Here is a 15,518-nt window from a genome sequence, read left to right on the forward strand (position 1 = left end):
GGTTCCGGGATCACGCTTCGACGGAAATCAGAAAATGTTTGGCGTGTTGGTCAGCGGCGCGGCATTGGCGATCATGCGGATCGCGCGGGCCTTGTGCGTCCCGGACTGTTCGGCGATGGCGCGCAGGCAATCGACGCTCTCGGCACCCCATGCCTGCCCCTTGCAGGCGAAGTCGAGCGTCGGCATCGGCAGCCGAGCGGTCTTGATTGTCGTCGGCGCCCCGTCGACCACATTGGCCGGCGGATTCAGCGAGGCGAAGGCCGGCCCGACCGTCGGCGTGAGCGCCATGCCGATGACGGCGCAAGCAGCCAGCCCCATGAACATGGCCATGGGGTGGTCGCTGGCGCATTGGCGTAGCGCCAGTTTCGGGCGGCGATCAACGCGCTCTGGAGCCTGGAGGCGGTGTTCGCTGGTGACGATCTCGATTTTCGCATGCATTGCCTTCCCCTTCGCTGCGTTTCTTTTTGATGATGAAACGAACTTAACCGCACTTTGTAACAGCACAAAATTGGCGTAGCTCTGGCAATGTAACGGAATTGAAACAGCAGTTTCGGGCAAAACCGGGCAAAATCGGTCATTCCGCCTCACACTTAGCGAGCAAGGTAATCCCAGGTCGGCTGCCGCCAGGCAGTCCCAACCCAGGCGCCTGCCGCACAGCGATGGGCCAGAGCGCGGCGAACGTTTTTGCCACCGGCAAGGCGACCTGTTCTGCAGCCCGTGCGCTTTGCGAAGTCACGCTGAAATGGCATTTCGGAAACCGGGGCTAACACCCGGATTCTCCGCGATTTTCTCGCGCAGCAGCCGCATCGAATTCAGCGGAGGACGACGCCTGGACTTTGGCAAGAAATATTTCGGGTTTTCGCAAACCATTGCATTTCAATGCAAAATATGATTTTATTGAATGATTATTCAACAAAAAGAAGAGACGTTTTATGAACCCGCACCTCCGTGACGTGGCGATCCCCAACGATTGGGACCGGCGGGGACTACCGGGCTGGAGTTACCATTCCGATGCCCTTCTCGAGCTCGAGAAGGAGCATGTTTTCCGCAATCATTGGCAGATCGTCGGCCATGTCTGCGACATCCCGAACGCCGGCGACTATCTGACCATGGATGTGGTCGGCGAACGCGCCTTGATCGTGCGCGGCAAGGACGGCGTCGTGCGCGGCTTCAACAATATGTGCCGCCACCGCGGCAGCCGTGTTGTCGCCGACAGCCAGGGCAATTGCAAGAACGCGCTGGTGTGCCCATTCCATGGCTGGGTCTACAATCTCGACGGCACGCTACGCGGCGCCGCGCGCCCGCGCTCCTTCCCCGATCTCGACAAGACCGAGTTCGGCCTGATGCAGCTCGACCTCGAAGTCTGGATGGGTTTTATCTTCATCCGCTTCCGCAATGGCGGACCGCAGCCTTCGGTCGCTGAGCTGATGAAGCCGATCGAGCCCGAATTCGCGCATTACAAGGCCGCCGGCATGGTGCCGTCCTGGGGCATCTGGACCCAGAAGACGCCGGTCAACTGGAAGTCGGTGCGCGATGTCGACAATGAGGGCTATCACGTCGCCATGGCCCACCCTGCCCTGCAGGATCTTTATGGCGCGACCTATTTCGACGAGCCCTTCATCAATGGCGTGTCGCGCTCCTTCGCCACCTACAATCCGCATGCCGGCCGGCGCTGGAGCGTCAAGAACTACGTCAAGATCGCGCCGGAGCCGGCGCATCTGCCGGACTATCTGAAGAAGGCCTGGGTCTATTACGGCATCTTCCCCAACGCGGTCATTTCGGTGATGCCGGAATCCGTGCAGTTCTATCAGGAGTTTCCGCTGTCGACGGGCGAGACCCTGCTGCGCGGCGCCATCTACCGCTACCGCGACGAAAGCCGCGAGCAGGCCGCCGCCCGCTACCTCTCCTTCCGCATCGACCGCGACACCATGTCGGAAGATGTCCAGCTGTCGGTGTGGTCGAACGAATCCATGCTGTCCGAAGCCTTCGAGGGCTTTTATCTCTCCGACCTCGAATATGGCGTGCGCACGCACCACGATCATCTGCGCAAGATGCTGCCGGTGCTGGGCTTGGAGACGGCGCCGGAGGAGAAGGACATGTGGAATTTGAACGACGCGCTGAGGTCGCGGTCGTAGCTTCCTTCTCCCCGTGAACGGGGAGAAGGGATAACTTTACCCCCGCCACACGCCTTCTTTCCTCAGATCATCCATGGTCCGCGAAATGCCCTCGCGCAAGATGCCGACCATGTCGTCGATCTGTTCGCGCGTGATGATCAGCGGCGGCGACATCACGCACATGTTGATCAGCGGCCGCACCAGCAGGCCGAGCTCATGGCAGTGGGCGTCGATGCGTTGGCCGACATCCTTGTCGAGCTGCAGCGGGTCCTTGCTTTCGCGGTCGGCGACGCATTCGACGCAGCCCATCAGTCCGGCGCCGCGCACCTCGCCGACCAGCGGCAGCTCTTCCAGCGTCTTCAGCTGCGCCTGGAAATAGGGCGCGACGGCGCGCGTGTGCGAAAGCACGCTCTCTTCCAGCAGGTCGAGGTTTTTCAACGCCACGGCACAGCCGACGGGGTGGCTGGTATAGGTCAGGCCATGGCCGAACATCGCGTCGGGATGGTTCGAACGGCGCAACTCCTGCAGCAGCCGTTCCGAGATGATGACGCCGCCGAGCGGGAAATAGCCCGAGGTGACGCCCTTGGCGAAGGTGATCATGTCGGGATCGATGCCGAACACGTCGCCCGAGGCGAAGACATGGCCAAGCCGGCCGAAGCCCGTCACCACCTCGTCGGAGACATAGAGGATATCGTTGTCGCGGCAGATCTCGCGGATGCGCTTGAGATAGCCGTCCGGCGGGATCACGACACCCCCCGATGCCTGCACGGGCTCGCCGACGAACGCGCCGATCTTGTCGGCGCCGACACGGGCGACAGTGTCGCGGAACTGATCGACGAGGAAGTCGGTGAAGGCGGCAAGGCTCATGCCTTGCGGGCGGCGGAACGGATCGGGCGAGGACAGTTTGATCACCAGCTCGTCGGCGCCGTCCATCCAGTCGCGGTCGCGCGGGCGGCCATTGAGCGAGGCCGACAGATAGGTCGAGCCATGATAGGCGCCGCCGCGCGACAGGATCAGCTTCTTTTCCGGCCGGCCGCGCACATTGTTGTAGAACTGCATGAAGCGCAGCGCCGTCTCCACGGCCGACGAGCCGCCGGTCGTGTAGAAGACATGGCTGAGATCATCAGGCGCATGGCCAGCGATGCGCATGGCAAGTTCGGCCGACGGCGCGTTCATCGTGTACCAGGGCGTGTTGTAGGACAGCGCCATCGCCTGCTCGTACATCACCCTGGCCAGTTCCTCGCGGCGGTGGCCGACATTGACGCACCACATGCCGGCAGGCCCGTCGATCAGCCGCTTGCCGGTGCTGTCGGTGATGTAGATGCCGTCGCCCTCGCCGATCAGCGCGCGGGCTTCCGCACCGACGGAACCGGCATAAGGCCAGGGCTGGATGAGATGGCGCTTGCCCAGTTCAATGGCATCGTCGCCACCGGACGCCGCCATTTCGGTCGCCTTCAGGTCCCTCACTGCAGCCATTGTCGTCTCCACATCTCTGTCGATTTTTTCTTGAGCTTCAAACTCGGCGGCAAAGGCCGGAAATGGCGGCTTTCTTCACCTAATTTTGAATGTCCGTTCAATCAATATCTCAGAAATAGCGCTTGATTTCAATCCACGGATGCGCGCATGATGAAAGAAAGCCGGCAAGCTAGGAACGCGACCAGCAAAAGTGGTCACCGGTTTTGTTTTCGATCGCGTTCCAAGGATAAGTGGGAACAAACAGCCGGCGTCAGCACAATGGGATGCCGCATGGCGGAACAGTCCAGGCCAGCAACCGAGATCACGCCCGGAGCCCTGCTCCCCGGAGTCTGGCCGCCCGGAGTCTGGCAATGACGGCGGCTGTGGAAGGGTCGCCCCCGTTGCGCATGACGCGGGCCAGACGAAATGCCCTTCTGCAATCCGAACCCGTCCAGGGCTTTGCCCTGATCAGCCCGACCTTTCTCTACGCCCTCATCCTGCTGGTCCTGCCGATCCTGGTGGTCATCGCCCACTCCTTCTGGACGCAGCACTACCTGACCATCGACCGCACCTTCACGCTGGAAAACTACCGCGTGGCGCTGACCGAGCCGATCTACCGCGATCTGTTGTGGCGCTCGCTCTACATCTCGCTGACGGTCAGCCTGTTCACCGTCATCCTCGCCTACCCGATCGCCTATTTCATTTCCTTCCATGGCGGCCGCCACAAGAGCCTGTGGCTGTTCCTCATCACCATTCCGTTCTGGACCAGCTATCTCTTGCGCGTGATGTCGTGGAAGGTCATCCTCGGCTACAATGGCGTCTTGAATTCCGGCCTGATGGGCCTCGGCATCATCGACGAGCCGTCGACGGCGCTACTCTACAATTCGAGCGCCGTCATCATCACCCTCACCCACGCCTGGGCGGCCTTCGCCATCCTGCCGATCTTCGTCTCGCTGGAAAAAGTCGACCGCACGCTGGTCGAGGCAGCCACCGATCTCGGCGATGGTCCCTTGCGTTCATTCCTGCGCGTGACATTGCCGCTGTCGGCGCCGGGCGTCATCTCGGCGGCGCTGATCGTCATGATCCCGACCGTCGGCGACTATGTCACGCCGAAGCTGGTCGGCGGCAAGGACGGCGTCATGATCGCCAACGCCATCCAGGCGCAGTTCGGCAAGGCCGCCAACTGGCCGCTTGGGGCCGCCCTTTCCGTCACCACCATGCTGATCGTCACCCTGATGGCCGGCGCCACGGTGCTGATCATTCGCGCACTGCAGAGGCTGGCACGATGAGGGCGCGGGGCTTCCTGTCAGGCGGCTGGCTGTCCGTCTATGCGTTCCTCTATATCGTCTTCCTTTACCTGCCCGTCATCTTCCTGCCGATCTTCTCGATCAACACGGCGCCGACGCCGAAATTCCCGCTCACCGGCTTCACGCTGCAATGGTATGCGGACCTGCCGCACACACCGGCCCTGCTCGATGCCGCCTGGAACAGCCTGAAAGTCGGCGTCTGCGCCTCGGTTCTGGCCACCGTGCTCGGCATCCTCGCCGCCCGTTCGATCACCCGCTACCGCTATCCCGGGCGCCGCGCCATCAACGGCCTAATCATGGCGCCGCTGGTGCTGCCCGAGGTGATCGTCGCCATCTCGATGCTGCTGGTCATGCTGCAACTAGGCCTCAGCCTCTCCCTGTTCACCGTCGTGCTCGGCCATGTGCTGGTCTGCATTCCCTATTCGATGACGGTGCTGACCTCCGGATTCGAGGGTTTCGACCGCAGCCTGGAGGAAGCCTCCGCCGATCTCGGCGAAAGCGCCTTCGGCACCTTCCGCCGCGTGACGCTGCCGATGGTGGCGCCGGCCATCATCTCCAGCCTGCTCGTCTGCTTCACCATCTCGCTCGACGAGTTCATCATCGCCTTCTTCCTGACCGGCACCGAAGCGACGCTGCCGATCTACATCTGGGGCCAGTTGCGCTTCGCCTCGAAACTGCCCGGCGTGCTGGCGCTGGGCACGCTGCTTCTGGTTGCCTCCTTCCTGTTGATGACAATCGCCGAAATCCTGCGCCGCCGCGCGGCCAGACGCACCCGGAACGAGGGAGGCCTCTATGCCTGAACAGCCGCAGATCGAGCGCCCTCAATCCGATCGGGCCAAGTCTGACCGAGCCCAATCTGACCGAGCCATGATCGAGATCCGCAACGTCACCCGCAGCTATGGATCGTTCAAGGCGCTGGACGACGCGTCCCTGACCATAAGGGAGGGCGAATTCTTTTCGCTGCTCGGCCCGTCCGGCTGCGGCAAGACCACGCTTTTGCGCATGATCGCCGGCTTCGACAACCCAACCAGCGGATCGATCGCGGTCGGCGGCCAGCCGATGGAAGGCATCCCTGCCAACCGCCGGCCGACCAACATGGTGTTCCAGAGCTACGCGATCTTCCCGCACCTCAATGTCGAGCAGAACGTCGCCTATGGGCTGAAGCGGCTGAAGCTGCAGGGCGGCGAGGAGAAACGCCGCGTCGAGGAGGCGCTGGCGCAGGTCTCTCTGACCGGGCTCGGCAAGCGGCTGGCGACAGAACTGTCCGGCGGCCAGCGCCAGCGTGTGGCGCTCGCCCGCGCGCTGGTCATGCGGCCCAAGGTGCTGCTGCTCGACGAACCGCTGTCGGCGCTCGACAAGAAATTGCGCGAGCAGATGCAGGTCGAGTTGCGCCGCCTGCAGCAGGCCGTCGGCATCACCTTCGTGCTGGTCACCCATGACCAGTATGAGGCGCTCGCAATGTCCGACCGCATCGCGGTGATGTTCGGCGGTAGGATCGCGCAGGTCGCCTCGCCCAAGGAAATCTACCAGCGCCCGGTCAACCGCCAGGTCGCCGACTTCCTCGGCGGCATGAACTTCGTCAAGGCCGAGATCGTCGAGGAGAACGGCGCTTCGCTGATCGTCGACACTCTGGGATTCGGCCGAGTGAAAACCGACAAGCCGAAGGCCTTCGTGCGCAATGGCGGCGCGGCCACGCTGGGAATCCGCCCCGAGCGTCTGCGCGTGCTGTGGGACAATGCGACGGCTAAATTCGAGGTTGCCGGCAAGGTGGTCGAACGCCACTATTTCGGCGAAATCACCCATCTGATCGTCGAGATACCGGGGCTGGAAAAGCCGCTGTCGGTGACCGAGACCAACGATTTCGGCGCCGACGACATTCCCGTCGGCACCCCGATCCGCCTTGCCTACGATCCCGAGGCGCTGGTGGCGATGGGGGATTGAAGCTGCGCCAAGATCTTGCGCGCCGCGATACGCCCGGCGACGATCGCGCCCTCGACATAGCCGGGGAATGACGGCGACAGTTCCGAAGCGCCGAAATGCACCGGCGGCGCACCCGAAAGAATCGTTCGCTCGGCATCCCTCGCCGTCACGTCGACGATGAGGTCGCTATAGGCGCCGCCGCTCCAGCGATCCCCTATCCAGTCGCGTGAGCTGAAATCGACGGCATCGCCGGCATCCGGCCCGAGGGCCTTCTGCAATCGGGTGACCACTTCCACCCGCAGCGCCGCCTCGTCCAGCGCACGCCAGGCGAGCGCCAGCGGCCCGCCGACGAAGACGACGAGCGCGGCATGCTCCGCGTCCCTGCTGGCGTCGCAGGCAAACAGCCCCGGCAGATCGCGCCACATCACCATGCCGCTCAAACCCTGCTCGCGCCAGAATGGCTTGGGATAGCGCACCAGGATCTTGATCACCGCGCCGCTCTCCCAGACGCCAAGCGCCTTCGCGAGTGTCGCCGGCAGGGCCGGCGCGAAAACGAGCTTCGCGGCCGTCGCCGGCGGCAGGGCGACCAGCACCTGACGCGCTTGGATCACGCCATTGCCCGTGACGACACGAACGCCTTGCGACCCGTGCTCGACACGCGTGACCGGTTCGCCAAGCCGCACCCGGTCGCCGAGATCGCCAGCCAGATCCTCGGCCAGCGATTGCATGGTCTCGCGCAGGGAATACTGCAGCTCGGGCACCTCGTTGGTGATGCGCCGGTCATTGTCGATCAGGTGCCAGAGCGGCACCTTGTCCATTGGCAGGCACCACAGGCCTTCGATCATCGAGCGGAAAGCCGTCTTGGCATCGATGGGATCATGCTGTTGTTCCAGCCAGCCCGCGACACTCATGCCGGCAATCGACGGGTCGTCCGGCTCGATGCCGTTCATGCGCTCGCGGATCGCCATCGCGCCGTAATAGGTCTGCTTGGCGTCCTTGGGCTGCATCGACGGATGTGTGGTGAAGTCGCCCTCGACATAGGTTTCGACGAATGTCTTGTCGCGCGCCTTCGCCAGCGCCATCACTTCCGGCATGTCCTCGCACAGGAATTGGCCGCCGCTGTCGATGCGCTCGCCAAGTCCATTCCGAACGGCCTCCACCCGTCCGCCGACACGATCGCGCGCCTCGATCAGCACGAAATCGATGCCAGCCTGCTTCAGCTCAAGCGCCGCCGACAGGCCGGTGAAGCCGGCACCGACGATGACGACGTCGGTTCTTTCCAGTTCGTCCGTCAATAGCCGGCCTTGATCTTCTCGAATTCGTCGACCATGCGCTTCTTCAGTTCGGGCGCGATCGGCTGCTGGAACAGGGTCTTGTCGAGGAACTTGCCGATATCGTCGAAACCGCGCTCGGCCAGCACCTTGTGGTCGATCGCAGCCATGCCGGCGCTGTTGCCATGGCCGTAGCCGAATGTCGTGACCATGTATTTCGAAATGTCGGGCGCATTGACCGCGTTCAGGAAATCATAGGCCTGGTCAAGCTTGCCCGGCGCGTCCTTCATCAGCACGTAGCCGCACACCCAGGTGGACATGCCTTCCTTGGTGTCACGGTTCATGGCGATGGGAACACCTTGCCCGCTCATCGCGATCAGTGTCTGGCCCCAACCCCAGGCAAGGTCGACCTCATTGCCGGAAAAAGCCTGGTCGATATCGCTCGAGTCGGTCCAGTAGAGACGCACGTTCTTGTGCACCTGGCGCAGGAAATCGGACGCCTCCTTGAACTGCGCGTCGGTCATCTTGGTCCAGTCTTTCAGGCCGATGACCAGGCTCGCCAGCGCGTAGGCATCGTCGACATTGTCGCCGATGGTGACGCGACCCTTGAATTTCGGATCGGCCAGGATCCGCAGCGACTGCGCCTCATCGGCCGTTACATTGTCGGTGCGGTAGAGCAGTGCCGTGTTGCCCCAGTCGAACGGCATGAACCAGGCCTTGCCGTCGGGCGTGGTGGCGAGGTTCTTCATCGCCATGATGCCGGGATTGAGGTCTTTCCAGCCCGTGATCTTTGACGTGTCGAGCGGCTGCAGCAGGCCCGCGTCGCGCCACTTCGCCACGCTTTGCGAACAAGGATGCGCGATATCGGTCTCGAAGCCCGCCCGCATCTTCTCGAAGGCTTCGTCCTCGTCGCCGAAGAAGGCGAAGGTCGGCTCGGCGCCGTGTTTGGCGGTATAGGCGGGATGCAGCAGCGGGTCCTCGTAACCGGACCAGTCGAACACCACGAGATCGCCGCCGCCTTCCGCCCAGGCATAGGCCGCGCCGGCGCCGATCGCGCAGGCGGCGGCAAGCGCCAGGCGGCGTAGCATTGGCGTCATGGCGAAATTCCCCCGTTGAAGATTTCGCGCGAGGTTAAGAGAATTCGTGAGATTTGGCGAGCCTGCCAACGTCAGCGCCGCCCCTCATTGTCCTGCCGGACATCTCTCCCCGTACAGTGACGGGGAGAAAGGGGCTGACGGCAGCCTCGGTGCTATTCCTGCAACGCTGGAGATTGGCGAAACCATCGATGAGAGCGCCCCTCTCCCAGTCACTATACGGGGAGCGGATGCCGGCAGGCAGGTGAGGGGCGGCGCAAACGTCTCAAATGATGGGAAAATCGAGGTCTGCGCAGCACCTTTAACCACCGCTCAATACCCGGCTTTGATCTTCTCGAATTCGGCGATCATCTTCAGCTTGAGATCGGATGGCAACGGCGACTGGAACAGTGTCTTGTCGACGAATTTCTGCACGTCGTCATAGCCTTTTTCCTTGAGGATCACCTGATCGACGCCGGCCATGCCCTTGGCGTTGGCCTGGCCATAGCCCCAGTCCTTGACCAGCACCTTGGCGGTCTCCGGATCGTTGATGGCGTTCAGATAGTCATAGGCCTTGTCAATGTTGCCGGGCGCGTCCTTGAACAGCACATAGCCGCAGACCCAGGTCGAGATGCCTTCATTCGTATCCTTTACCGACTTGATCGGCACGCCCGCCTTGACGGACTGCACCGTGGCATCGTTCCAGGCCCAGGCGAGGTCGACCTCGCCGCCGCTCAACAGCTGCACGATATCGGTGGTATCGGTCCAGTAGGAGCGGACGTTCTTGTGCACCTGGCGAAGGAAGTCGGAAGCCTGCTTGAACTGGTCGTCCGTCATCTTGGTCCAGTCCCTCAGGCCGATGGCGAGGCTCGCCAGCGCATAGGCATCGTCGACATTGTCGCCGATCGACACCCGGCCCTTGAACTTCGGATCGGCAAACGCCTTCAGCGACTGGACCTCTTTGGCGTCGATCTTGGAGGCGTTGTAGGTGAGCTGCGTGTTGCCCCAGTCCCAAGGCATGAACCACGCCTTGCCGTCATCGGTGGTGGCGAGATTTTTCATCGCCATGATGCCGGGATTGAGGTCCTTCCAGCCCGTGATCTTCGACGTGTCGAGCGGCTGCAGGAGACCCGCCTCGCGCCACTTCGTCACGCTCTGCGAGCAGGGGTGGCCGAGATCGGCCTTGAAACCCGAGCGCACCTTCTCGAACGCCTCGTCTTCGTCGCCGAAGAAGGCGAAGGTCGGCGAATCGCCGTTCTTCTCGACATATTTCGGATGGAAGCTCGCATCCTCGTAGCCCGACCAGTCGAACACGATCAGGTCCTTGTCGGCGGCAACGGCAAACGCTGCCGCCGAAGCCGCAAGCGCGCCGCCCAGCGCCAATGTCAATGTCAGGCGTCGGCTAAGGTTCTTCATGCTGTTCCATCCTCTTTTGGTCTTGCCGGTCTTGGTGGCCGGCTGTTGCTAACCGTAATGCTTCGGGAAGGCAGCGGCCAAGAAAGCGTTGGCGGCCTGCAAGGCAGTTTCGCGCGTTGTGTCCTCTGTGCCCATCATCAGCCGCAGCCACAGCCCTTCCAGCATGGCCGACAGCGCCAGCGCCATCACCTGCGGCTCATAGGCATATGAGCCACTCTGCTTGAGCGTCGTGCACAGATCGATGAAGACCTGCTGGTAATAGGCATCGCGCGAACTGCTCAGCGCCTGATAGGTCGGACGCGACTTGGCCTCGCCCCAGAAGGCCAGCCAGGCAGCGAGCTTGCGCTTGTTGCAGATCGAGCGGTCGAAGTCGGCCCATACTAGCTGCTGCAGCTGCCGCGCCGGATCGTCGCCTGCCTTCTCAAGAGAGGCGCGCCAATGCGCCGAATACTCGTCATACATGTGCTGCAGCGTCGCGATCAGCAGCTTTTCCTTGCTCTCGAAATGGAAGTTGACGATGCCACGCGACAGGCCCGCGCCATCGGCGACATCAGCCATCGTCGTCTCGGCATAGCCGCGCTTGGCCAGCGAATCGATCGTCGCCTCGATCAGCTGCAGCTGACGGACCTCCTTCGAAGCCTTGCGTCCGCGCTTCTCGGTCTCGGTTTTCCCCGCCGGTTCAAGGAGGGCATCCTTGGCATCTGCCGTTTTCATGGGTGTGATCGTCTCCAGCATCGCCGGCTATCCAATCGCATCCGGCTTCCAACCGCGCAGATGAGTGGGACGGTGCTCGCCACTGTCAAGCACCTTCTGCATGGCCTCCCAGGTTCGGATGTTCTTGTCGACATAGGCAGCGCCGACCACGGCGGCAACCGGCGCATAGAGCGGTCCTTTCAGCCTTTCCAGCTCGCCGCGCGCCACCTCGCGGTACCAGGGGTTACGGTCCGTGACGGTGACGTCGGCAAAGCCGGCGCGCCGCATCGCTTGCGCATAGCGCGCCGGCGAGGCCATGGCGAAGGACAGCCCTTCCGCCGCGATATAGGCCTTCATCTGGGGTGAAGGTTCGCCGTCATGCCCGATCATCCAGTTGGAGGCGGCAAAGACGCCGCCCGGTTTCAGCACGCGGAAGATCTCGGCGAACAGGCCGTCCTTGTCAGGCACATGCAGCAGTGCGTCCTTGGAAAAGACGACATCGAAGGAGCGATCGGCGAAAGGCAGCGCTCCGGGTGGCGCCTGGACGAAGCTGGCGCGGTCCGAGAGCCCGTGCGCGGCGGCTCGCCGCCTGGCCGCCTCGATCACCGGCTGTTCAACATCGAAGCCGGTGGCGTGGGCGGCGCCATGGCGCTCGACCAGATGCAGCGTGATGCCACCGGAGCCGCAGCCAATGTCGAGCACCGTCTTGCCCTCGAACGAAAGCCCTTCGACGACCCGGTCGACCTCTTCAGGGCCGCCCGGCGACAGGTAGCCATCGCCCCACAGCGCCTCGAGGAAGCGGATGGTGGTATCGTCATACTCGGCATCTGCCGTTGCGATCATCAGCCCTCGATCCCCAATCGATGAATGCCCGTTTCGAACACCGCCAAAGCCTAGCGCATGCCGGGGAAAACGCAATATCATTTGTTGAACATTCATTCAGAATGACTGGACAGAATGCCCGATACCGTGCCAAATTCCGCGCATTCGGGAACAGATCACGCAAAAATGAACAGCGGGTCGCACAGAGCAATTCCAGGAACAATGTGGGCGGTTTTCGCTTGGGAATTGCTTGGAAACAAAGAGACTGGGCCACAATGAAAGCTTGGGACGCGATCGTCATCGGCGGCGGACACAATGGCCTGGTCAATGCCTGCTACCTGCAGCGCGCCGGGCTCGACGTGCTGGTGGTGGAGAAGAACGACTGGGTCGGGGGTGCGGCCACCAGCCGCGAGCTGACGCCGGGCTTCCTCTATTCCAACTGCTCCTATGTCTGCTCGCTGTTTCGCCCCGAGATCATGCGCGACCTCGAACTGCCGCGCTTCGGCCTGCAGGTCATTTCCTATGAAGGCGGCGCGGTGTTCACCCGCGACGGAGACTATCTCGCCAACTACCGCGACCATGATGTGCATCGGCGCGAATTCGCCCGCTTCTCCAGGCGCGATGCCGAAGCCTATGACCGCTACGCCCGCGACGTGACGCGGCAGTGCCGCTTCATCCAGCCGCTTTTGATGCGCACCGCGCCCGACCCGACCAGCCTCAAGCCGCGCGACCTTGGCGAGCTTCTTTATCTCGGCAAGAAATTCGCCGGCCTGTCGGCCGAAGAGATGGCGCTGACGCTGCGCTTCTGGACGATGTCGATCTCGGACTTCCTCGACGAGTATTTCGAGACCGATGTCATCAAGGCGAACTTCGCTCTGTCCGGCATCATCGGCACCGCGCTCGGGCCGATGTCGCCCGGCACGGCCTATGTGCTCTTGCACCACTATATGGGCGAGGTCGACGGCTCGGTCGGTGCCTGGGGCTATGCGCGCGGCGGCATGGGTGCCGTCACCAAGGCGCTCGCCGCGTCGTTCAAGGCCTCGGGCGGCACCATCCGCACCGGCGCCGAGGTCGACCATGTGCTGGTAAGCCGCGGCAAGGCCAAGGGCGTGGTGCTGGCCGGCGGTGAGGAAATCTACGGCAAGCTCGTCGTCTCCAATGCCGACGTGAAGCGCACCTTCCTGAAGCTCGTCGAGGAGAAGGAACTGCCCGATATTTTCCTGCGCCGGGTGAGGAACTTCAAGATCCGCGGCTCCTCCGGCAAGGTCAACATCGCGCTGGATTCCCTGCCGGAATTCCCCGCTTTGCCGAAGGAGTCACCGGTCTATCGCGGCGACATGCATTTCACAGATTCGATGGAGCGCATGGAGCGCGCCTATGACGACTGGAAGGCCGGGCGCTGGTCGGCGGACCCCTTCCTCGACATGGTCATCCCGACGACGCTCGACCCGACCATGGCTCCATCAGGCAAGCACTTCATGAGCTGCTTCGTGCAATACGCGCCGCCCAAGGTGAACGGCCGCGACTGGACCGATGCCGATCGCGACGGTTTCGCCGAGAGCGTGATTGCACAGATCGCCGAGTACTCGCCCGGCTTCCGTGACCGCATCGTCCATATGGAGGTGCGCACGCCGCGCGAAATCGAAGCGGAGGTCGGCTTGACCGAAGGCAATATTTTCCAGGGCGAACTGACCTTCGACCAGCTTCTGTTCAACCGCCCGGTGCCAGGCTACGCGCAGTACCGCTCGCCGGTCGGCGGCCTCTATATGTGCGGCTCCTCGACCCACCCGGGCGGCGGTGTCATGGGCGCGCCCGGCCGCAATTCAGCCGCCGAAATCCTGCGCGATCTCGCCAAATCGACCTCGCATATGAGCCCAGCCCATGACGTCATTTGATGCAATCGTCATTGGCGGCGGCCACAACGGCCTCGTCGCCGCAGCCACGCTGGCCAAAGCCGGCCGCAAGGTGCTGGTGCTGGAGGCTGGAAGCGAAGTCGGCGGCGCCGCGCGCACCGAGGAATTTGCCCCGGGCTTTCGCGTCTCGTCGGTCGCTCATCTGCTGAACCGGTTGCATCCCGATGTGGTGAAGACGCTGGACCTGGAGAGGCATGGGCTGCAATTCGCCCGCGCCGACTTCCTGCCGTCGGTGGCACTGTCGAAGGACGGCCCGGCGCTGATGCTGCATGGCGCCTATGGTGAGGTGCTGACGGGCACCAGTTCCTCCGAACAGTCGGCCTGGAAAGACTTGCGCGCGCAATTGCTGCGCTATGCCGGCATGCTGAAGCCCTTCCTGTCGCGCCGCCCGCCCGATCTCGCCGCCATGTCGTTGCTGGAGACCGCAGGGCTCGGCCAGACCGCCCTGGCGCTGAAAAAACTCGGCAAGGAAGACATGCGCGACTTCCTGCGCGTGCTCTTGATGAACGTCGCCGACCTGCTCGACGAGCAGCTCGAAGATGACAGGCTGAAAGGCCTGCTCGCCTTCGACGCGACGCTCGGCAGCCATCTCGGCTCGCGCTCGCCGGCCTCGTTGCTCGGCCTCTACTATCGCCTGGCCGGCGAGACCGGTGGAGCGGCCGGTGCGCAGGTCCTGCCGCAAGGCGGTATGGGCGCAGTCGTCGCCGCCATTCGGTCCGCGGCGGAGAAGGCTGGCGTCACCATCCGCACATCGGTTGCGGTGGCAAGAATCATCGTCGAGAAAGGCCGTGCCGTTGGCGTCGCGCTCGAGACGGGCGAGGAACTGCGCGCCAGGACCATTGTCTCGGCGATCAGTCCGGCAACCACTTTCCTAGACCTTGTCGGACCTCGCGAGATCGACACCGGTTTCGTGCGCAAGATGAAAAACATCCGCATGAAGGGCGATGCCGCCAAACTTCACCTGGCGCTCGACCGGCCGCCGCAATTCACCGGCGCCGATGCCGCCGCTCACAACGGGCGGCTTGTGATTGCGCCTTCGCCCGATCATGTCGAGCGCGCTTTCAACCCAAGCAAGTATGGCGAATTCTCGCCCGAACCGGTGATGGAAATCACGCTGCCCAGCCTCGCCGATCCATCGCACGCGCCTGATGGCGCCTGTGTGCTCTCAGCGGTGGTGCAATACGCGCCCTACGCGTTGAAGGAGGGCTGGGCTGCGGGCAAGCCGAAATTCCTCGAGGCCATCATGGCGCAGCTTGAGGCTTACGCGCCTGGCATCGGCGAGAGCGTTGTTCACGCCGAGCTTTTGACACCGGCCGATATCGAGGCGCGCTACCGCATGCCCGGCGGCCATTGGCACCACGGCGAGCTGCAGGCCGACCAGATGCTGATCTCGCGGCCCGTCTCCGGCTGGTCGGGCTACGACACGCCGCTCGAAGGGCTGTTCCTGGCCGGCGCCGGCTCGCATCCCGGTGGCGGCGTCTCCGGCGCCCCAGGCCTCAACGCCGCGCGACGCATCATTGCGATGAAGGGATAG

Annotated in this window: 13 protein-coding genes; 6 read left to right on the forward strand and 7 right to left on the reverse strand. The window is 63.1% G+C overall.

Annotated features, from left to right (window positions below; translation table 11 throughout):
- Positions 1 to 27: 27 nt before the first annotated feature.
- Positions 28 to 438 (reverse strand): hypothetical protein, encoded by a 411-nt coding sequence (locus ACVILI_RS01010; RefSeq protein WP_019861559.1) that lies wholly within the window; start codon positions 436 to 438, stop codon positions 28 to 30.
- 494 nt (positions 439 to 932) lie between these two features.
- Between ACVILI_RS01010 and ACVILI_RS01015 the strand changes: the two genes are divergently transcribed.
- Positions 933 to 2,135, forward strand: a complete 1,203-nt coding sequence (locus tag ACVILI_RS01015; RefSeq protein ID WP_038650064.1) for an aromatic ring-hydroxylating oxygenase subunit alpha — start codon at positions 933 to 935, stop codon at positions 2,133 to 2,135.
- A gap of 36 nt (positions 2,136 to 2,171) precedes the next feature.
- Here the strand turns inward: ACVILI_RS01015 and ACVILI_RS01020 are convergent, their stop codons facing one another.
- Positions 2,172 to 3,590, reverse strand: coding sequence for an aminotransferase (locus tag ACVILI_RS01020; protein ID WP_038650067.1), 1,419 nt, complete (start codon positions 3,588 to 3,590; stop codon positions 2,172 to 2,174).
- 350 nt (positions 3,591 to 3,940) lie between these two features.
- On the opposite strand from ACVILI_RS01020, the gene ACVILI_RS01025 reads away from it, so the two are divergent.
- The 3 genes from ACVILI_RS01025 to ACVILI_RS01035 all read left to right on the forward strand — a co-directional run bounded on the left by ACVILI_RS01025 (position 3,941) and on the right by ACVILI_RS01035 (position 6,817).
- Entirely contained in the window at positions 3,941 to 4,858 is a 918-nt protein-coding gene (locus tag ACVILI_RS01025) for an ABC transporter permease (protein ID WP_032931941.1), read from the forward strand.
- On the forward strand, positions 4,855 to 5,676 hold the full coding sequence (locus ACVILI_RS01030; RefSeq protein WP_038650069.1) for an ABC transporter permease: 822 nt from the start codon (positions 4,855 to 4,857) through the stop codon (positions 5,674 to 5,676). Before ACVILI_RS01025 ends, ACVILI_RS01030 begins: the two co-directional genes overlap by 4 nt.
- Before the next feature lie 67 nt (positions 5,677 to 5,743).
- Positions 5,744 to 6,817: an ABC transporter ATP-binding protein gene (locus ACVILI_RS01035; protein WP_019861565.1), complete on the forward strand. Its 1,074-nt coding sequence runs from the start codon at positions 5,744 to 5,746 to the stop codon at positions 6,815 to 6,817.
- Here ACVILI_RS01035 and ACVILI_RS01040 read toward each other — a convergent pair.
- The 5 genes from ACVILI_RS01040 to ACVILI_RS01060 all read right to left on the reverse strand — a co-directional run bounded on the left by ACVILI_RS01040 (position 6,781) and on the right by ACVILI_RS01060 (position 12,092).
- On the reverse strand, positions 6,781 to 8,091 hold the full coding sequence (locus tag ACVILI_RS01040) for a flavin monoamine oxidase family protein (protein ID WP_038650072.1): 1,311 nt from the start codon (positions 8,089 to 8,091) through the stop codon (positions 6,781 to 6,783). The two genes, ACVILI_RS01035 and ACVILI_RS01040, sit on opposite strands and share 37 nt — an antisense overlap.
- Positions 8,088 to 9,164: an extracellular solute-binding protein gene (locus ACVILI_RS01045; protein WP_038650075.1), complete on the reverse strand. Its 1,077-nt coding sequence runs from the start codon at positions 9,162 to 9,164 to the stop codon at positions 8,088 to 8,090. The genes ACVILI_RS01040 and ACVILI_RS01045 overlap by 4 nt, the downstream gene beginning before the upstream one ends.
- 309 nt (positions 9,165 to 9,473) lie before the next feature.
- Positions 9,474 to 10,556, reverse strand: coding sequence for an ABC transporter substrate-binding protein (locus tag ACVILI_RS01050; RefSeq protein WP_019861570.1), 1,083 nt, complete (start codon positions 10,554 to 10,556; stop codon positions 9,474 to 9,476).
- A gap of 48 nt (positions 10,557 to 10,604) precedes the next feature.
- A complete protein-coding gene (betI, locus tag ACVILI_RS01055; RefSeq protein WP_457102285.1) occupies positions 10,605 to 11,270 on the reverse strand; it encodes a transcriptional regulator BetI in 666 nt (221 codons plus the stop codon).
- Between the two features lie 27 nt (positions 11,271 to 11,297).
- Positions 11,298 to 12,092, reverse strand: coding sequence for a class I SAM-dependent methyltransferase (locus tag ACVILI_RS01060; protein WP_202361459.1), 795 nt, complete (start codon positions 12,090 to 12,092; stop codon positions 11,298 to 11,300).
- A 254-nt stretch (positions 12,093 to 12,346) separates the two neighbouring features.
- On the opposite strand from ACVILI_RS01060, the gene ACVILI_RS01065 reads away from it, so the two are divergent.
- Both ACVILI_RS01065 and ACVILI_RS01070 read left to right on the forward strand, forming a co-directional pair.
- Positions 12,347 to 13,966 (forward strand): phytoene desaturase family protein, encoded by a 1,620-nt coding sequence (locus ACVILI_RS01065; RefSeq protein WP_240564992.1) that lies wholly within the window; start codon positions 12,347 to 12,349, stop codon positions 13,964 to 13,966.
- Entirely contained in the window at positions 13,953 to 15,518 is a 1,566-nt protein-coding gene (locus tag ACVILI_RS01070) for a phytoene desaturase family protein (RefSeq protein ID WP_064981076.1), read from the forward strand. The genes ACVILI_RS01065 and ACVILI_RS01070 overlap by 14 nt, the downstream gene beginning before the upstream one ends.

The organism is Mesorhizobium sp. USDA 4775, assembly GCF_054062655.1.